The sequence below is a fragment of the Kitasatospora sp. NPDC002227 genome (genome assembly GCF_040296285.1).
Taxonomy (GTDB): Bacteria; Actinomycetota; Actinomycetes; order Streptomycetales; family Streptomycetaceae; genus Kitasatospora.
The window spans coordinates 1-17,947 of record NZ_JBEOWY010000055.1; the positions used below are offsets into that span (position 1 = coordinate 1).

Sequence of the window (17,947 nt, forward strand, 5' to 3'; positions counted from 1 at the left end):
GCACCACCTGGTCGACGACAAGCTGCACGCCCGTTCGACCGGTCCGTACTCGATGATCACCCAGCAGCCGCTCGGTGGTAAGGCGCAGTTCGGTGTGTCCGACTCCGGTCGGACCAGGCGCCCCGCGCCGTTCGTGTGTGTCTGCTGTGGGCGGACTCGGCTCGGCCACCGCCTCAGCCGAGCAGCGCGGCCTTCACGGCGGCGGCGACCCGGCCGCCCTCGGCCAGGCCGGCCACCTTGGGCTGGACCAGCTTCATCACGGCACCCATCGCCTGCGGGCCCGAGGCGCCGCTCTCCGCCACGGCGGCGGCCACGATCGCGGCCAGCTCCGCGTCGTCGAGCTGCTTGGGCAGGTAGCCCGCCAGCACCTCGCCCTCGGCGCGCTCCTGCGCGGCCGACTCGGTGCGCCCCGCCTCCTCGAAGGCGGTGGCGGCCTCGCGGCGCTTCTTCGCCTCGCGGGCGATCACCTTGAGCACCTCGTCGTCCGAGAGCTCTCGCTTGGTATCGCCGGCCACCTCCTCACTGGAGACGGCGGACAGCGTCAGCCGGATGGTGGACGAGCGCAGCTCGTCCCGGGCCCTGATCGCAGCCGTGAGGTCTTCCCGCAGCTGCTCCTTCAGCGAAGTCATGACGGCATCCTCGCAGGTCGTGCCGCACCTCGCTGCGCAATTTCCGCCCCGGCACGGGCCCGGGTGCGCTGACTGCCGGTCAGGAGGCCGCCGCGTGGCGCCCGGTGAAGTCGAGCAGCCGGTGCCAGGCATCCGTGCAGGCCTCCTGCCACTCGGCATACGTGTCGTCGAAGAAGGAGTGCGGCGCCCCCTCGTACACGTGCTGCTCGTACTCCCGACCGGCCCGGTCCAGCCCCGCCGTGAACTCGGCGAACTCCGCCGGGGTGGTCACCACGTCCTCCCCCGCCAGCAGCATCAGCAGCGGGGCCAGTGCCTGCTCGGCGCGGTCGCCGACGAACCGCGGCGCCCCGTAGAACCCCACCGCCCCGGCCAGCCCCAGCCCGGCCTCGGCGGCCAGCCGCCAGGAGTAGGAGCCGCCCAGGCAGAAGCCGACCGTGTAGACCGGCGCGTCGCTCCCGGCCCGCAGCCGCGCCACGGCCGCCGCCGCGTCCGCCGCCACGTGCTCGGGCGCCAGCAGCCCCAGGTGGGCCGCCCAGTCGAAGGAGTCGTCCCGGGGGCCCGTCCCGGCCGTCCGCCCGAAGTAGTCGAGCACCAGGGTGTCGAAGCCGGCCTCGGCGAAGCGCTGGGCGAGGCCCTCGTAGAAGGGGTGCAGGCCGCGGCGGTCCGGCAGCAGCACGACGCTGCGGCCGAGCGGGGCGGTCGGGGTGGCCCGGTACGCGGCGAAGCGGTTGCCGTCGGCGGCGGTGAGTTCCAGCCGCCCGTACTCGGCCGCGGCTCCCGTGGTGACCGGGGCGGCGGGCGGACGGCTGTCGGTGGGGTGGCACATGCTTCTGCTCCCTCTGTTCCTTCTGTTCCAGCGCGGTGGGCTGTTCCTCGGACGCCTTCAGCCTGCCGGGGGCCGCCCGGCCGGCCCAGGCCCGCCCGGTACGGGTACTCGCAGGGCCACCCTCGGCCCGCTCCCGCTGGGCATACTGGCCCCCGTGGCAGAGCATCTGGATCTCGGGGAGTTCCTGCAGGCGCGCCGGGCCCTGGTCAGCCCGGAGAGCGCCGGGCTGCGCGGCGGCGCCCGGCGCCGGGTGCCCGGCCTGCGGCGGGAGGAGCTCGCCCAGCTGGCCGGGATCAGCGTCGAGTACTACCAGCGGCTGGAGCAGGGCCGGGCCCGGCACCCCTCCGGGGAGGTGCTGGACGCGATCGGCGACGCGCTGCGGCTGGACACGGTCCAGCGGGACCACCTGCACCGGCTGGTCCGGCGGCGCGGCGCGGGGGCGCCGCCCCTGTCGACTCCGACTCCGACTCCGCCTCCGCTGCTGGCGCCTCTGCCGCTGCCTCCGTCTCCGCCCATGTCGTCTCCGCCCTTCGCCCTCCGCCCGGAGCTGGCCCGGCTGCTGGAGCGGATCACCGTCCCGGCCCTGGTGCTGGCCGACGACTTCGACGTGCTGGCGCTCAACCCGGTCGCCCGCCACCTCTTCGTACCGCCCACCGAGCCGGACGGCGGCTGGAACCTGGCCCGCTACCTCTTCCTCACCCCGGAGAGCCGCGAGTTCTACGTCGACTGGCCGGGGCTCGCCGAGACCACCGCCGGCCAGCTCCGGGCCACCGCCGGGCGGTACCCGGCCGACCAGCGGCTCACCGGCCTGATCGCCGAGCTGCGCGCACTGAGCCACGAATTCGCCGTGCTCTGGGCCCGGGCGGATGTGACGGTGCGCACACACGGCTCCAAGAGCCTGCGCCACCCGGCCGTCGGCACTCTCACCTTCACCTTCGAGACCTTCGAGCTCGGCGGCGACGCCCGCCAACGGCTGATCACCCTCACCCCGGCCCCGGACGGGCCCACCGAGGCAGCCCTCGACCTGCTGGCCGGCTGGGCCGGCGCGCGCCGGCCGGACTGACGGGGGCCTCCGGCCGGACCGACAGGAGCCTCCGGCCGGACCGGCGGCGGCTGCCCCGGCTGACGGGGGCTCACCGGCGTGTCGGCTTCCCCGTGGCGTCTGCGACCATGGACCGATGCGACCGCTGTACTCCGTCCCCCTCGGAATCGCCGCCACCGGCGCCGCCTGCCTCGCCTACTCCGTCGGCTACGAGGTCCGTTCCTTCCGGCTCCGACGGGTGGAGGTGCCGATCCTGCCCAAGGGAGCCCGGCCGCTCCGGGTGCTCCAGGTGTCCGACATCCACATGGTCACCGGGCAGGGCAAGAAGCAGCGCTGGCTCCAGAGCCTGGCCGGCCTGCGGCCGGACCTGGTCGTCAACACCGGGGACAACCTCTCCGACCCGCTCGGCGTGCCCGCCACGCTGGACGCGCTCGGGCCGCTGATGGACTTCCCCGGGGTGTACGTCTTCGGCTCGAACGACTACTACGGGCCCGCCAAGAAGAACCCGGCCCGCTACCTCAAGGCACTCAAGACCGGCGTGCACGGGCTGAACAACCCGGACGGCACCCGCAAGCGCGGCATCGTCGGCGCCGTCCACAACCCCTGGCAGAAGCTCCGCGACGGCTTCGACGCCGCCGGCTGGCTCGACCTCAACAACACCCGGGGGCGGCTCACCCTCGGCGGCCTCGAGGTCGAGTTCACCGGCCTCGACGATCCGCACATCCGCCGCGACCGCTACTCCGAGGTCGTCGGCGGGCCCTCCCCCGACGCCGACCTCTCCCTCGCCGTCGTGCACGCGCCCTACCTCCGCGTCCTGGACGCCTTCACCGCCGACCGCTACCCGCTGATCCTCGCCGGCCACACCCACGGCGGCCAGCTCTGCATCCCCTTCTACGGCGCCCTGGTCACCAACTGCGACCTCGACGCCAAGCGGGTGAAGGGCCTCTCCGAACACCGGGCCGGGGGCCACCGCTCCTACCTCCACGTCTCGGCCGGCTGCGGCACCAACCGCTACACCCCCGTCCGCTTCGCCTGCCCCCCCGAGGCCACCCTCCTCACCCTCACCCCCCGCCCCTGATCCCCCCAGCTCAGCACCCCTCGAAACCGGATTTCGTCTCTGAGCCCACGTCCGGTAGAGTTCTACTCGTTGCGAGGGAGACCGAAACAACAACAGCAGGACCGGGGTGTGGCGCAGCTTGGTAGCGCGCTTCGTTCGGGACGAAGAGGCCGTGGGTTCAAATCCCGCCACCCCGACCCAGTAGTACGACTCAGGGCCCTATCGGAGAGATCCGGTAGGGCCCTGAGTCGTTCTGCGTGGGCAACTGAGTGACTACCGCTCAGGGGTCCGACCGACCTGACTCGCCCTGGCCGCGGCTGTGACAGCCGTCACCGCCTGCCAGGACCTGCGGCTCCCGGGACGGACCGCGGTCAGTCTGCGTAGCCGGGAGGCCGTCCCTCCGAACGCCGAGCACCTCGCCGACCAGCTGACCGCCCTGACCGTGATGCGGAGGCGGGGAGGCGGCAGCCCTGGGGCGGCCGCTCCGATCAATTGGATCGGCCACAAAAGTCATCTCAGCTGCTGAGTGGGGCGGTCAGCGCCTAGCATGGCGGGTGGCCGGTCCTGACCGTCGATCACCGTGTCTACTTCGCTTGGACGGGGGGCACCCGCAATGGAGCCGTTGGAGAGCACCGATCCAGAGGCCGTCGGCCCGTACCGCTTGCTGGCCCGGTTGGGCGCGGGCGGGATGGGCCAGGTCTATCTGGGGCGGTCGGCCGGCGGGCGGACCGTCGCCGTCAAGGTGGTGCGGGCCGAGTTGGCCGGGGACCAGGAGTTCCGCGAACGGTTCGGGCGCGAGGTGGCGGCCGCGCGGGCGGTGGACGGCGCTTTCACCGCGCCCGTGGTGGACGCCGAACTGACCGGCCCGCTCCCCTGGTTGGTCACCTCCTACGTCCTGGGGCCGGACCTGGCCACCGCGGTACGCGCCCACGGCCCGCTGCCCGAGCCGTCCGTGCGGGCGCTGGGCTTCGGGCTGGCGCAGGCGTTACGGGCGATCCACCGGGTCGGGCTGGTGCACCGGGATCTCAAACCGTCCAACGTGCTGCTGACCGCCGACGGCCCCCGGGTGATCGACTTCGGGATAGCCCGAGCCTTGGACGGCGACCAGGTCACCCGTACCGGAATCGTGATCGGCTCACCCGGCTACATGAGCCCCGAACAGGCGTCAGGACGGCCGATGGGGCCAGCCGGTGACGTGTTCTCGCTCGGCTCGGTGCTGTTTTACGCGGCCACCGGGCGCGGCCCGTTCGAGAGCGACTCGGGGTCGGCCGGGCAGCTGTTCAAGGTGGTCTATGACCAACCGGAGCTGGGTGGGCTGCCGGACGGACTGCGTCCGGCGATCAGCGCCTGCCTGGCCAAGGACCCCGCCCGCCGCCCCACGCCCGGGCAACTGTGCGAACTGCTCGCGCCCACCGGCCCCGACCGGGCGCCGGACGACGACTGGCTGCCCGCTCCCCTGTCCGCCGCGCTGACCCGGCACGCGGCGGCGGTGATGGATCTGGAGCAACCGCTCCGAGCGGTGGCGGGCACCGGGACGGTACGGGGCGCGGGCTACACACCCACCGTGGCGGACGCCGCCGCCCCGGCTGATCCGGTGACCGAGACGAGCCCCGGCCCCGTGCCGTTGGGCCTCCAGCGCAGCAAGCCGGCACCGCAGCGGCGGCCGGGTCCCCGGCCGGAAGCCCGGGCCGGCTCCGTCCCGGTGTCGGGCAGCCTCTCGCGGCGTGGTCTGCTGGCCACCGGCAGCGGTGTGCTCGCACTCGCGGCGGCCGGCGGAGCAGGCTGGGCGCTCTCCACTCACGGCGCCGGACACGGGGCCACGGCAGGCAACGCCCCGTCCCGCTCGGCGGCCGGTGCGGACGGTCCGCCGCCGAAGCCGCTGTGGACCTACAGCTCCAAGGGCAGCCCCGCCGGCGCTCCGGTGCTCTGCTCCGGCATCTACCTGGTCCCGCCGGGGAGCCAGCCGGTCGCGATCAGCGCGGACACCGGCCAGGAGGTCTGGGCCCACGGGTCGCCCGACGGCCGTGACGGCATGACACTCGGCGGGAGGCTCGTCTTCGTCGGTCTCCCGGGAGGCGGGGCGGTCGGCTTCGAGACGGCCACCGGGACGATCGTCTGGGGCAGCCCGGGCAAGGACCCGAAGGGGTGGGTCTACACCAAGGGCTCCCTGCTCGGCGCCTCCGCCGAGGTCGTCTTCATGCTGGTCACCGTCGCCCCCTCCTGGGCCGAGGCCGCCGCCGGCATCGAAGGGGTGGCCGGGTTCTCGGTCGCCACCCGCGAGCAGATCTGGTTCCAACGCGAGAAGCGGGCGGCCGGCCGCCAGGTGAACGGCCTGGTCGTCGGCGACGCCGTCTGGTACACCGACAGCCAGGACAACCTGGTGTCACGCAACGGCCGGGACGGCAGACTGCTCTGGTCCGCGGCCACCGGCCCCGGAACCGGCACCGGCACCGGCACCGGCTTCCCGCCGGTCGTCGGCGGCGACCTCGACGGCTTCTGCCCGGCCGAGGGGACCGGCCTGCAGGCGATCCGGCAGGCCGACGGCAGCCAGAAGTGGAAGATCCAGGTACCGGCGAACGAGAACCGGAGGTTCACCCCCGTCACGGTGCAGCACGGTGTGCTCTACGGCAGCGACGGGACCAGCGCGGCCACCGCCTGGGACAGCCGGACCGGCAAGGCGCTGTGGAGCTGCCCGCTGCCCGCGCCGCCGTCGCCGCTGACACCGCCGGTGGTGGTGCAGGAGACCCTGTTCGTGGCGGGGCCCACCGGCCAGGGCGTCCACGCGATCGACGTCAGGCGCGGCAGGATCCGCTGGACCTACGCCAGCGGCTCCGACCTCGGTCAGGACTGGTACCTGGCCGGCGACAGCGAGCGGCTCTACGCCACCTACGGCTCGACCGTCCACGCCTTGCCGCCGGTCTGACCCGCTGTCGGCACACCGACGCGGAGCAGCTGACAAGGGCTGACGGGTGCTGTCAGCGCGCTGTCCGCCGGCTGTCAGGCGGGGTCGGCATCGTCAGGGTCGTCGAGAGCGACGAAGACCTGACGAGGAGTTCGAACATGGCGTACGCGATCCGGGCCGAGGGACTGGTCAAGAAGTACGGGGACTTCACCGCCCTGGACGGGGTCGACCTGGAGGTGCCGGCCGGGCAGGTGGTCGGGGTGCTGGGGCCGAACGGGGCGGGGAAGACCACCACGGTGCGGATCCTGGCGACGTTGATGCGGCCGGACGGCGGGCACGCCACGATCGGTGGGCACGACATCGTCAAGGATCCGGTCAGGGTCCGTCAGCTGATCGGGCTCACCGGTCAGTACGCCTCGGTGGACGAGGCGCTGTCGGGTGCGGAGAACCTGGTGCTGATCGGGCGGCTGCTCGGGCTGTCCCGGCGGGACGCCAAGGCGCGGGCCGCCGAACTGCTGGAGAACTTCTCCCTCACCGAGGCGGCCCGTAAGCCGATCGCCACCTTCTCCGGGGGTATGCGCAGGCGGCTGGACCTGGCGGCATCCCTGGTCGGCCGGCCCCAGGTGCTGTTCCTGGACGAGCCCACCACCGGGCTCGACCCGCACGCCCGGCAGGAGGTCTGGGACGTGGTGCGGCGGCTGGTCGCCGACGGCTCCACGGTGCTGCTCACCACCCAGTACCTGGAGGAGGCCGACCAGCTCGCCGACTCCATCACCGTGTTCGACAAGGGGCGCAAGGTCGCCGAGGGGCGCCCCGGTGAGCTCAAGCGGCGGGTCGGCGGCCAGATCCTGCAGGTCCGGCCCACCCTGGCCGCCGACGCCGCGCAGGTCGCCGCGGTGCTCACCGAGCTGACCGGGCACTCCCCCGCGCAGGACTCCGGGGTGCTCACCGTGCCGGCCGACGACCCGCTGCTGGTCGCCGCCGTCGCCCGCCGGCTGGACGGCGCCGGCATCGCCGCCGACGAGCTCGGCCTGCGGCTGCCCAGCCTGGACGAAGTGTTCCTGGCCCTGACCGGGCACGCCCCGGCCGCCGCCGAAGCCCAGCCCGCCGCCGCCTGAGCCCACGGCTCCTCGTACCGCGAATACTTCCCCGAGAGGACCTCAGATCATGAGCACCCCCACCGCACTCCCCGGCCGCATCGGACTCGTCCTGACCGCCCGGCACAGCTTCGCCCTCGCCGGTCGCGGCGTCACCCGGTTCATGAAGTCGCCGATCCAGCTGGTCGACGTGATCCTGACCCCGATCATCAGCCTGCTGATGTTCGTCTACCTCTTCGGGCAGGCCATGTCGGGCGGCGACACCGACCGCTACCTGCAGCTCGTGACCCCCGGTGTGATGGTGATGGCCGTCTTCCAGGCCAGCATCGGGATCGGCGCCTCGCTCTGCGCGGACGCCAGCACCGGGATCTTCGACCGGTTCCGCAGCATGCCGATCGCCCGCTCCGGCCCGTTGATCGGCGCCGTCCTGGCCGACGTGGTCCGCTACGTGGTCTGCCTGGGCACCCTGGTGGTGCTCGCCCTGGTGATGGGCTACCGCTTCCAGACCGGCCCGGTGGCGGCGCTCGCCGCGCTCGCCCTGCTGATCGGCTTCGCCTTCAGCTTCTCCTGGATCTCGGTGTTCCTCGGCATGCTGATCAAGAACCCCACCTCCGTCCAAGGCCTGATGACCATCCTGATCCTGCCGCTCTCCTTCGCCAGCAACGTCTTCATCCCGAAGGACAGCATGGCCGGCTGGCTCCGGGCCTGGTCCGGCGTCAACCCCGTCTCGCTGGTGTCCGACGCCGTCCGCGGCCTGCTGAACGGCGGCCCGGTGGCCGCCTCGATGGGCGGCACCCTGGCCTGGATGGCCGGCGTGATGGTGGTCTTCGTGCCGCTGGCCGTGCGGGCGTACCGCAAGAACGCGGGCTGATCCCCGCTCGATGACACAGCCGGGCCGGGACCGCACACACGGGGGTGCGGACCCGACCCGGCTGTCCGTACGTCAGGCCGGCGGCCCGTACGTCAGGCGCGCGGCTCCGCTCGTCAGGCGCGCGACCCCAGTGCCTGCGCCTCCAGCCACCGCAGCGCGTCCACACGCGAGTACCCGGCGCCTTCCTCGTACGCCCGCCGGAAGCCCTCCTCGCCCAGCGTGGCCACGATGCGGTCGATCAGCTCCCGCCACTCCGGTTCGCCGTGGTCGAAGGCCCCGCGCATCACCTGGCTCATGCCGAGCGACCTGGCGCCGGCCACCGGGTCGCCCTCCAAGGTCAGGAGTCCGCCGAGGAGTTCGGCCACCCAGGCCAGCGCGGCGCCCGCGCCCTGGCCGAGCAGGGCGCCGGCCGCCTCGGGCAGCAGTGCCCTGGCCCGCACCGCGTCGCCCTGCGCGAGCCGGTTCTCGACGCGGGTGCTGACGATCAGGTCGCGGGCCAGCGCCCGCAGGGCGGGTTGCCGGGCCCCCAGGGCCTCGAGCCGGTCCAGGGTCGCGTCGGACTCCGCCAGGTCACCGGCCCGGCGGTGCGCATTGGCCAGGCCGACCAGGATGTTGGCCTCCAGCCGCAGTTGGCCCCGCTCGCGGGCCTGCCGGTGGGCGGCGTGCAGGTCGCGGAAGGCGCCTGCAAGGTCGCCGCTGCGCCGTCGCTCGCGGGCGAGCCTGGCCTTGCTGAGGTAGAGGTAGTCCTCGGTGCCGAGCTCGGAACTGAGGGCCACCGTCCGTTCGAAGGTGGCGATGGCCTCGGCGTACTCGCCGCGCAACGAGTGGTCACGGCCGATCGGGAACAGGCTCAGCACGATCCCCCAGCGGTCGCCCACCTCCTCGAAGCCGCGCAGCGCCTCGAGCCGGGAGTCGGCTCCGGTGACCAGGTCGCCCTGTTCGGTGAGGGCGAAGTCCCGGGCCAGGTGGGCGCTTGCCCGGATCCACGGATCGGGCGAGGCCGACGCGTCCTCGCCCGCCGCACCGGCCCGGCCCGCGGCGGTCGAGACCTGGGCCATCCGCAGCAGCAGCACGGCCGGGTGGAACTCACGCGACGTGGCCGATTCGGCGCCGCCGGACCCGGCGAACTCGGCGGCGTGAATGTCGAGTTGGGCACTCATCCCGCGCAGCCCCCAGTACCAGGACAACGCCCCCGCGAACCGCGCTGCCAGCTCCGCGTCGCCGGAGACGACCACCGACCGCAGTGCGAGGACGAGATTGTCGTGCTCGGCGTCGAAGACCGCGATCGCGCGCAGCTGTTCGCCGGTGCGCAGGCGCGGCTCGTGCTCCTCCGCGAGCGCGAGGAAGTACCCGGCGAAGCGCCCGGTGACGGCCCCGCCCGACTCGGTGGCGGCCAACTGCCGTGCGGCGTAGGCGCGTACCGTCTCCAGCATCCGGTAGCGCGGTTCGCCCGCGCCGTCCTCGACGGTCTGGACCAGCGACTTCTCGACCAGGGCGTCCAGGACGTACGGGATGTCGGCGGCCGGGAGCGACGAGTCCGCGCAGACCGCTTCCAGCGCGGGGACGGTCGCGCCGCCCGGGAAGACCGACAGCCTGCGGGCGAGGATCCGCTCGGGCTCGTCCAGCAAGTCCCAGCTCCACTCGACCAGCGCGAGCAGGGTGCGCTGCCGGGGCAGGGCGGCGCGGCTGCCCGAGGCGAGGAGCCGGAAGCGGTCGTCCAGGCGGCGCGCGATCTGCTCCACGCTCATCGACCGGAGCTTCGCGGCGGCCAGTTCGAGGGCGAGCGGCATACCGTCGAGACGTCGGCAGACCTCGACCACGGCATCCAGGGTCGAGTCGTCGAGGGTGAAGTCCGGCCGTACTCCGGTGGCCCGGTCCACGAACAGCCGCACCGCGGGCGACTGTGCGGCCTCGGCGGGCTCCGGCGAGCCCACCGGCACGTCGAGGGGGCCGAGGTGCCAGAGGGACTCGCCGGTGATGGCGAGTGCCTCGCGACTGGTCGCGAGTATGCGCAACTCCGGTATGTGGTCGAGGAGTTCGGCGGCCAGCTCGGCGGCCGCCTCGACCAGGTGCTCGCAGTTGTCGAGCAGCAGCAGGGCACCCTCGGCCCCGAGCACGCCGGCCATCCGCTCGACGGGGGTGGCCCGTTGCCCCTGGCCGCTCTCGTAGAGACTGCCGTCGGTGGCGCCGAGGGCGCCGAGCACCGCGTCGGCCAGCTGCTCGGGCGCGCGAACTCCGGCCAGGGGCACGAACCAGACCCGGCCACGCGGGTGCGCGCGGTCCCGGGCGGCCGCCTCGAGGGAGATCCTGGTCTTGCCGGCCCCGCCGGGGCCGACCACGGTGACGAGCCGGCTCTGAACCAACAGGCCTCCCAGCCGGTCCAGTTCCGCGTCCCGGCCGACGAAGCTGGTGAGCCGCGCCGGGAGCCGGCTCGCGGCGGCCTCGGCCTGCTCGACCAGAGTCACCAACTCGCCGCGCAGCAGCGCCAGATGGACCTCCTGTAGCTCGGCCGACGGATCGACGCCGAGCTCCTCGCCGAGCCGCCGCCGGACGGTCTCGTAGACCGCGAGGGCATCGGCCTGCCGCCCGGCCGCGGCAAGCGCGCGCATCCGCAGCCCGGCCACCCGCTCGCTCAACGGACGCTCGGCCCCGGCCACTTCGAGATCGGCGAGCACCTCGGTATGCCGGCCGAGCCGCAGCTCGGCGTCGCAGCGGTCCTCGACCGCCGCCGTCCGCAGGTCGTCCAGCCTGGTCGCGACGGGGCCGGCGAACGGGGCGTCGAGTACATCGGCCAGCGCCGCGCCCCGCCACAGCCCGAGCGCCTCCGCCAGCAGCGAGGCCGCCTCACCGGCCCGCCCGGCCGCGAGCTCCCGCCGCCCCCGCGCGGTCAGCTCCTCGAAGCGTCGGACGTCCACCTCCTCGGCCCGCACCGAGAGCCGGTAGCCGCCCGAGGCCGACTCCACCGTCGCCGAGCCGCGCAGCGCCCGGCGCAGCCGGGACACCAGCGCCTGCAGCGCGTTCGCCGTGTCGGCCGGATGCTCCTCACCCCACAGTCCGTCCACCAGCGCGTCCGCGGTCACCGTCCGGCCCTCGCCGAGCGCCAGCCGGGCCAGGAGCATCCGCAGCCGGACACCGCCCAGCTCGATCGGCGCCGCGTCCTCGGCGTACGCCTGTACCGGTCCGAGCAGTTCTACCCGCACTGCAGTGGTCCCCCTCCGGACCGGCCGGCCCCTGCCGAGCCGGTCACCCACCTGAAGCCTGAGGCCTGGCGCCTGAAGCCGAGTCAGTATCGCCCACCGGCCGACGATCTTGCTCCCACTGCCGGGGGGGGGCGATACGGTTGGTGCTCGACGTACCGAGGAGCGGTACCTGTTGGGGGGGGTCAGCATGGTGGGGTTCATGAGTCGTGCCCGGAACGCGACGAGAACCGGGCCGATGGCGGTGGCGGGGTTCCGGCTGCTGGTGGTCGGGCAGTTCGCGTCGATGCTCGGGGACTACTGCTACGCCGTGGCGCTGCCCTGGCTGGTGCTCGGCGGCAGCGGAGGGACGACGCTGCTGGGCACCGTGCTCGCCTGCTACGGGATCCCCCGCGCCGTGACCATCCCGCTCGGGGGCATGCTCGCGGACCGCTACGGCGGCAGGCAGGTGATGCTGGCGGCGGACGCCGTGCGGGCCGTGTGCTCCGCCGCACTGGTCGTCACGGCGGCCGCCGGTGAGCCCTCGCTCGCCCAACTCGCGCCGATCGCCGCCGTGCTGGGCGCGAGCTCCGGGGTCTTCCTGCCCGCCTCCTACACCCTGCTGCCCGCGATCCTGCCCGCCGAGCAACTCGGGCGCGGCAACGCCCTGTCCGCGATGGCCAACCAGTTCGGCGGTGTGCTGGGGCCCTTCGCCGGCGGCCTCCTGGTGGCCGGCTGGGGCCCGGCGGCCGCGCTGGCCGTCGACGCCGTCTCGTTCATCCTCTCCGCCGCCGTACTCCTCGCGCTGCGTCCGCCCGCCGGCGCGGGGCAGGCCGAGGACGGCGAGGCGGCGGGCCCGGCGGGCGGGCCTTCGTTCGGCGAAGTCCTGCGGCGCGGGCGGCTCCTGCACGTCGTGCTCGTGGTCGCGCTGGTGTGCAACCTCGCCTTCACCGGGACGATGGAGGTCGCGCTGCCCGACCTCGCCCACCAGGACCTCGGCGCCGCGGGCTACGGGGCGCTGCTGACCGTCCTGAGCGTGGGCTCGCTGATCGGTTCGGCGGTGGCGGGCCGGGCCCGCACGGACCAGCGGCCCGCGCGGCTGTTCGCGCTGCTGGCGGTGGTGATGGGCATCGGACTGGCCGGAGCGCCGTACGCGGGCGGGCTGCTCGGCGCCGGGGTCTGCCTCGCGGTCTACAGCATCGCCAGCGGCTGGCAGAACATCGTGGTCATCACCATGATCCAGACCTGGACTCCCGCCGCGCTGCTCGGCCGGGTGATGAGCATGGTCATGCTGGCGGTCACCGGCTCCTTCCCGGTCTCCGTGGCCGTGGCGGGCCTCGCCGTCCACCGGCTCGGCCCGGCGCCCTTCTTCCCCGTCGCGGGAGTCACCATCGCCCTGGCGGTGACCGCCGCGCTCTCCCAACGGGCGTTCCGGGAGCACCGGGCGGGGCAGACGTACGGCGCGGGCGAACTGACGGTCACTCATTCGGCGGTGGGGTAAACACCAGCACGAAGTGTGAAGCCAGCACCATGGATCGGCGGTCCGCGACGGAGAAGACTCGTCCGCATGAAGACCACGAAGAAGAGCCTGCACCGCGCGGGGGCCCTGCTGGCGGCCGCCGCCCTGCTCACCCTGACCGTGCCGACCGCCGAGGCCGCCATCCCGCCCACCGGCCCCGACTCCGCTGTCAGCTGGAGCAGTTGCCCCGCACCGAGCCCGGGCACCGGGCCCGCACCGGATCCACGACAACAGTGCGGCACGGTCGACGTGCCGCTGGACTACGGCTCTCCGGGCGGGCCGCAGATCACCCTTGCGGTCTCCCGGCTGGCCACCGCCCGGCCCGAGCTGCGCCGGGGCACGCTGCTGATGGTCCCCGGCGGGCCGGGCGGCTCGGGGCTGAACGGGCCTTCGGGCGCGGTCGGGCGCCTGCCCAAGGAGGTGCTCGACCGGTACGACGTGATGGGCTTCGACCCGCGCGGCGTCGGCCGGTCCGCCCCGGTGAGCTGCGGCCTCGCCCATGAGGACCTGACCATGACCAGGCTCCGGCCCTGGCCCGCGCCAGGCGGGTCGGTCGAGGCCAACGCCACCATCGGCCGCCGGGTGGCCGAGACCTGCGCGCGCAACGGCGGGCCGGTCATCCGGACGATGAGCACGGCCAACGAGGCCCGTGACATCGACCGCATCCGCCAGGCCCTCGGCGAGCGGCGCCTCTCCCTCTGGGGCGTCTCCTACGGCACCTACGCGGGCGCCGTGTACGCCACCAGGTACCCGCAGCACACCGACCGGGTGCTGCTCGACAGCAACGACGACCCGGATCCGGCCAAGGTCGGGCGGGGCTGGCTGGCCGCATTCGACGCCAGCGCCGAGGACCGCTTCCCCGACTTCGCCGCCTGGGCTTCGGCCCCGGGCAACCCGGACCAGGTGGCCGACACCCCGGCCGCCGTCCGCCCACTCTTCCTCCAGCTGGCCGCCCGGCTCGACCAGCACCCGCTCCCCTGGCCGGGCGCCAACCCGGCCGAGCTGAGCGGGAACGCGCTCCGCGAGACCATGTTGGAGAGCCTCTACTCCGACGCCAAGTTCCCCGGCCTGGCCCGCCTGATGCTCGCCGCCCAGGGGCTGCGCCCCCTGCCCCCGGCGGCCACCCCGCCCGACGACGCCCTGCAGAACACGGTGGCCGCCTCGGTCGGCACCCTCTGCGGGGACGTCACCTGGCCCGGCTCGGTCGCCGACCACGCCCGCGCCGTCGCCGCCGACCGGCTCGCGCACCCGCTGACGGCGGGGATGCCGGTCAACCTGATGCCGTGTTCTTTCTGGCCCTACCCGCCGAGCGAGCCGCCGGTGCGCATCACCCCCGACGGCCCGGCCAACGTCCTGCTCATACAGAACCTGCGCGATCCGGCGACCCCGTACGCCGGCGCGCTCAAGCTGCGGGAGGTCTTCGGCCACCGGGCCAGGATGGTCGCCGTGGACTCCGGCGGTCACGACGCCTACCTGGCCAACGGCAACGCCTGCGGCGACGCCCTGGTGACGGACTTCCTCGTCACCGGCCACCGCCCGGCGCAGGACACCCGGTGCCCCGCGCCACGGTGAGGCCGTCCGCAGCAGGCCGGGCGGCCGGCCTCCTCACCCCAGCTGGTCGCGTCCCTGCAGCCGCCTGATCCGCGCCTCGAAGTTGGCGTGCGGGGCACGCACCATCGTCGCGGCCACGGTCTCCTTCGCCCCGCGCGCGGCCGGGACGGTGGGGCGCGGCGGCTGCGGGCCGGGCGGCACCTGCGGCATCTGCGGCGGCAGCGGGTAGCCGGCCTGGACACCGGGCTGCGGGGGAATCCCGTAGCCGGGGTACGGCTGCTGCTGGGGCGGCGGGTACGACGGGTACCCGGCCGGGTGGGGCTGCTGGTAGCCGGGGTAGGCCGGCGGCGCCTGGGGTGTCTGGGGCGGAGCCGGCGGCGTCCCGGGCGCCGGGGGCTGCGGCTGGCTGCGGTGCTCCTCGACCAGGACGGCCAGCAGTTCGTCACCGAAGCCGAGCCCCAGGGCGTAGTCGTCCGCCCGGTACTCGGCCCGCCGGTGCAGCCACCTGACCAGCAGCGGCGCGGCAATGATCGGCAGGACCAACCACCACATGCCCTCGGAGAAGGCGAGCATGAAGACGAAGACCGCGAAGAACACCACCAGGCAGCCACCGCAGGCGATGCCGGCCGCCTCACCCGAGCCGAGCAGCTTACGCACCCCGAGGGCGATCCAGCGGCCCACGGTCCGTGCGGGCAGGGCGTACCAGTCTGCGAGCAAGCCGGCCCACGGGTGACCACCGACGTGGTGCCCGAGCTCGTGGGCGAGCACGGCGGCCAGCTGGGAGTTGGGGAGCTTCTCCAGCGCGTGGCTGGTCACCGCGACGATGTGTCCCGCCGCAGCGGTCGCGTTCAACTCGTCCCGCTCCTGCACCCACAGCTCGTAGGTGCCCGGCTGGACACCCGCCCGGCGCGTCACCTCGGCCCACACCGCGGCGAGCCGCTCCTGCTCCGCCTGGTCCGGGCGGCGCATCCCCAGCAGATGCTGGGCGATCATCCCCTCGGTCGGCCGGTGGAAGACCAGCACGCCGGACAGCAACCACGCCAGCGTGACGATCCCGCCCAGGACGTCACTGAACATCGAGGAGAACGTACCGACGACGGCCAGACTGACGATGGCCGTCGGCAGGGTCACCACCAACTGCGAGATGGCCGCCCCGTCGACACCTCGCTGATGGGCCTTCAGGATCCTGCGCCCCGACTGGAAGGCCAGATCGTCCTGGTCCTCGGCCTGTCCGGGCGCCACCGCGGCGGACGGCGGCAGCTCCGGCGGAGCCAACGGCGGCGGTGGCGGCACCACCACCGGAGCCGCCTGCGGCTCGAAGCCGGCACCTGGGTACACCGGCGCCCGCTCCTCACCCCCCGGCGGCGGCCCGACGACCAGCGGCGGTCCGACCTCCGGACGATCCGGAACCGCCGCCGCCACAGCTCGAACCGACGGACCGCCAGCCGGATACGGCGGGGGCTCCTCACCGGGGTAGGCCGGAGGCTCCTCCCCCGGGTACGGCGGGGGCGCAGCATCATCCGGGTACGGCGGAGGCACATCGCCCGGGTACGGCGGAGGGACCTCCGGGTACAGCGGCGCGGCGTCGCCGGGGTAGGCCGGCGGCTCCTCGCCGGGGTACAGCGGAGACGCACCATCCCCCGGGTACAGGGGCGGCTCCTCGCCCGGGTACGACGGGGGCTCCTCCCCCGGGTACGGCGGGGGCTCCTCGCCCGGGTAGGCCGGCGGCTGGTCGCCCGGGTACGGCGGTGGGGTGTCGGGGTAGGGGTCATGGGCGGACATGGCGGTGCGGCTCCTGAGGTTCGTCCGGTACGGGAGAAGACGGAGGCGGGCAGGCGGCATCGACCGGCGGCGGTCGGGCCGCAGGTGATGCGCGGGGTTATGCGCGGGGGTGATGCACCAGGCGGTGCGCGGGCCAATGGCCGTAGAGACGGCCCAGGGTGGCAGTGCGGTCGGCCGGGCAGACCCTAAGCGCCGTAGCCGAAGACGGGGCCGCTGTCCGCCGGCGGTGCGGACGGTGCCGGCGGCGCCGGCGGCCTGGGCGGCACGCTCCCCGGAGCGGCCGGGTCGTCGCTCTTGGTCAGCCCCCAGTTGGCCGGGCCCCCGGCCGGCGGAGCCTGCTCACCGTCCCCCACCGGGGCGGCGTCCGCCGGAGTGGCCGAGGAAGCCGGGCCCGCCTCGACCGCCGGGGCGCCGCTCGGGCCGATCCCGGCCATGACCTCGCGGAACACCCGCATCGCCTGCCGCCGCGGCTCCTCGAGCTGGTGCTCCTCCAGACCGCCCTGGAGGGCGGCCAGCGCGAAGTCCATCTGGTTCCGCATCGCCCGGAGCTGGTCCTCACGGAGGTTCTGCAGCACCAGCGCGGTGTCCTCCGGCCGTCTGGCGAGCTGGAAGGCCATCGCGCTCGGGCCGCCCCGCTCCAGGTAGTAGGTGTAGTACTCGATCTTCTTCGCCTCGATCGCCTGGAGCTCCAACTCCTGCTGGCCCGCGAGCACCCGCCGCTCGTGGCCGAGGTTCTGGTCCTGCATCGCGATCCAGTGCTGCTGCCGCCCCTGGGCCAGGGCGCGCTCGGCGTTGAGCTCGTCCTGCTTCATCCGCAGCGCGTGCTCCGGGTCGAGCATCTGCTGGGCGAACTCGATCCGCCGCAGCGCCCGCTCCTGCTCCAGCGCGTCCTCGTCCCGGCGGATCTGGAGCCCCCACCGGACCTGCAGACCGGCCCCCGTGCCCAGCGGCCCGACCGAGGCCAGTACCTCCTGGGCCTCCCGCTCCGCGACGGAGCTGTCCGCCATCCCGTACCGGCGCAGCACCGGCCGGACGACCCCCTCGACCAGCCGCTGCACCATGGCCGGCACGTCGCGCTCACCACTGGCCACGAAGGCGTCCGGGGAGACGACCTGCCAGCTACAGGAGAGCACCACCTCGAAGAGGAAGGCGTCGTTGGCGCTGGGCAGCGCGAGCGGCAGCTGGGCTTCGTGCAGGCCCATGTCCACTTCGTAGACCGTGGTCCAGCGGCGGGTGGCCAGCTCGGTGCGGGTCGGGCGATTCGGCGGCAGGAAGGTCTCGTACCCGCCCTGGGGACTGGTGAAGACCAGGGCGTGGTCGATCCGGGTGGAGCGCAGCGGCTTGAGACGCGACAGCTCCTGGATGGTGACGACCGGGTCGACGAGCGTCGTGTGGCGGTTCGCGTTCTGCTGCCACTGCGGTGTCTGGCGCATCATGGTGTGGCTCTCCTTGGACGGGTCCGAACGGTGGAGCGGCAAGCCGGGTGAGGCGGCGC

At 74.0% G+C, this 17,947-nt stretch carries 12 protein-coding genes, 1 tRNA gene and 1 pseudogene; 9 read left to right on the plus strand and 5 right to left on the minus strand.

Going from position 1 to position 17,947, the window contains the following annotated elements; all coding sequences use genetic code 11:
* A pseudogene (locus ABT095_RS32495) lies at nucleotides 1-94 on the plus strand (hypothetical protein); the annotation flags it as partial.
* A 79-nt stretch (nucleotides 95-173) separates the two neighbouring features.
* Here the strand turns inward: ABT095_RS32495 and ABT095_RS32500 are convergent.
* Nucleotides 174-629: a GatB/YqeY domain-containing protein gene (locus tag ABT095_RS32500; protein WP_350533162.1), complete on the minus strand. Its 456-nt coding sequence runs from the start codon at nucleotides 627-629 to the stop codon at nucleotides 174-176.
* A gap of 79 nt (nucleotides 630-708) precedes the next feature.
* Nucleotides 709-1,455, minus strand: a complete 747-nt coding sequence (locus ABT095_RS32505) for a dienelactone hydrolase family protein (protein WP_350533163.1) — start codon at nucleotides 1,453-1,455, stop codon at nucleotides 709-711.
* A 154-nt stretch (nucleotides 1,456-1,609) separates the two neighbouring features.
* Between ABT095_RS32505 and ABT095_RS32510 the strand changes: the two genes are divergently transcribed.
* The 6 genes from ABT095_RS32510 (at nucleotide 1,610) to ABT095_RS32535 (ending at nucleotide 8,424) form a co-directional block, all read left to right on the plus strand.
* Nucleotides 1,610-2,518: a helix-turn-helix domain-containing protein gene (locus ABT095_RS32510; protein ID WP_350533164.1), complete on the plus strand. Its 909-nt coding sequence runs from the start codon at nucleotides 1,610-1,612 to the stop codon at nucleotides 2,516-2,518.
* A 115-nt stretch (nucleotides 2,519-2,633) separates the two neighbouring features.
* Entirely contained in the window at nucleotides 2,634-3,575 is a 942-nt protein-coding gene (locus ABT095_RS32515) for a metallophosphoesterase (RefSeq protein ID WP_350533165.1), read from the plus strand.
* Nucleotides 3,576-3,677: 102 nt separating this feature from the next.
* Nucleotides 3,678-3,751 (plus strand) — tRNA-Pro (locus tag ABT095_RS32520).
* 416 nt (nucleotides 3,752-4,167) lie between these two features.
* The gene (locus ABT095_RS32525; protein ID WP_350533166.1) at nucleotides 4,168-6,477 is read left to right on the plus strand and encodes a serine/threonine-protein kinase; all 2,310 of its coding nucleotides are present in this window, start codon (nucleotides 4,168-4,170) and stop codon (nucleotides 6,475-6,477) included.
* 137 nt (nucleotides 6,478-6,614) lie between these two features.
* Nucleotides 6,615-7,574, plus strand: coding sequence for an ATP-binding cassette domain-containing protein (locus ABT095_RS32530; protein WP_350533167.1), 960 nt, complete (start codon nucleotides 6,615-6,617; stop codon nucleotides 7,572-7,574).
* 49 nt (nucleotides 7,575-7,623) lie between these two features.
* Nucleotides 7,624-8,424 (plus strand): ABC transporter permease, encoded by an 801-nt coding sequence (locus tag ABT095_RS32535; protein WP_350533168.1) that lies wholly within the window; start codon nucleotides 7,624-7,626, stop codon nucleotides 8,422-8,424.
* 113 nt (nucleotides 8,425-8,537) lie between these two features.
* Here the strand turns inward: ABT095_RS32535 and ABT095_RS32540 are convergent, their stop codons facing one another.
* Nucleotides 8,538-11,624: an AfsR/SARP family transcriptional regulator gene (locus ABT095_RS32540; RefSeq protein WP_350533169.1), complete on the minus strand. Its 3,087-nt coding sequence runs from the start codon at nucleotides 11,622-11,624 to the stop codon at nucleotides 8,538-8,540.
* A 199-nt stretch (nucleotides 11,625-11,823) separates the two neighbouring features.
* Here ABT095_RS32540 and ABT095_RS32545 point away from each other — a divergent pair, with 199 nt between their 5' ends.
* On the plus strand, nucleotides 11,824-13,101 hold the full coding sequence (locus ABT095_RS32545; protein WP_350533170.1) for an MFS transporter: 1,278 nt from the start codon (nucleotides 11,824-11,826) through the stop codon (nucleotides 13,099-13,101).
* Between the two features lie 66 nt (nucleotides 13,102-13,167).
* Nucleotides 13,168-14,691, plus strand: a complete 1,524-nt coding sequence (locus ABT095_RS32550) for an alpha/beta hydrolase (RefSeq protein WP_350533171.1) — start codon at nucleotides 13,168-13,170, stop codon at nucleotides 14,689-14,691.
* Between the two features lie 33 nt (nucleotides 14,692-14,724).
* On the opposite strand, the gene ABT095_RS32555 is transcribed toward ABT095_RS32550, so the two are convergent.
* Both ABT095_RS32555 and ABT095_RS32560 read right to left on the minus strand, forming a co-directional pair.
* A complete protein-coding gene (locus tag ABT095_RS32555) occupies nucleotides 14,725-16,008 on the minus strand; it encodes a M48 family metalloprotease (RefSeq protein WP_350533172.1) in 1,284 nt (427 codons plus the stop codon).
* 629 nt (nucleotides 16,009-16,637) lie between these two features.
* Complete coding sequence (locus tag ABT095_RS32560) at nucleotides 16,638-17,888, minus strand: PE-PGRS family protein (protein WP_350533173.1); 1,251 nt, start codon at nucleotides 17,886-17,888, stop codon at nucleotides 16,638-16,640.
* Nucleotides 17,889-17,947 lie beyond the last annotated feature (59 nt).

Excerpts from the sequence above, each read along its gene's own strand:
- ABT095_RS32550 (WP_350533171.1), top strand. The coding sequence starts at position 13,168 with ATGAAGACCACGAAGAAGAGCCTGCACCGCGCGGGGGCCCTGCTGGCG.
- ABT095_RS32515 (WP_350533165.1), top strand. The coding sequence starts at position 2,634 with ATGCGACCGCTGTACTCCGTCCCCCTCGGAATCGCCGCCACCGGCGCC.
- ABT095_RS32500 (WP_350533162.1), bottom strand. The coding sequence starts at position 629 with ATGACTTCGCTGAAGGAGCAGCTGCGGGAAGACCTCACGGCTGCGATC.
- ABT095_RS32505 (WP_350533163.1), bottom strand. The coding sequence starts at position 1,455 with ATGTGCCACCCCACCGACAGCCGTCCGCCCGCCGCCCCGGTCACCACG.
- ABT095_RS32525 (WP_350533166.1), top strand. The coding sequence starts at position 4,168 with ATGGAGCCGTTGGAGAGCACCGATCCAGAGGCCGTCGGCCCGTACCGC.
- ABT095_RS32530 (WP_350533167.1), top strand. The coding sequence starts at position 6,615 with ATGGCGTACGCGATCCGGGCCGAGGGACTGGTCAAGAAGTACGGGGAC.
- ABT095_RS32535 (WP_350533168.1), top strand. The coding sequence starts at position 7,624 with ATGAGCACCCCCACCGCACTCCCCGGCCGCATCGGACTCGTCCTGACC.
- ABT095_RS32545 (WP_350533170.1), top strand. The coding sequence starts at position 11,824 with ATGAGTCGTGCCCGGAACGCGACGAGAACCGGGCCGATGGCGGTGGCG.
- ABT095_RS32560 (WP_350533173.1), bottom strand. The coding sequence starts at position 17,888 with ATGATGCGCCAGACACCGCAGTGGCAGCAGAACGCGAACCGCCACACG.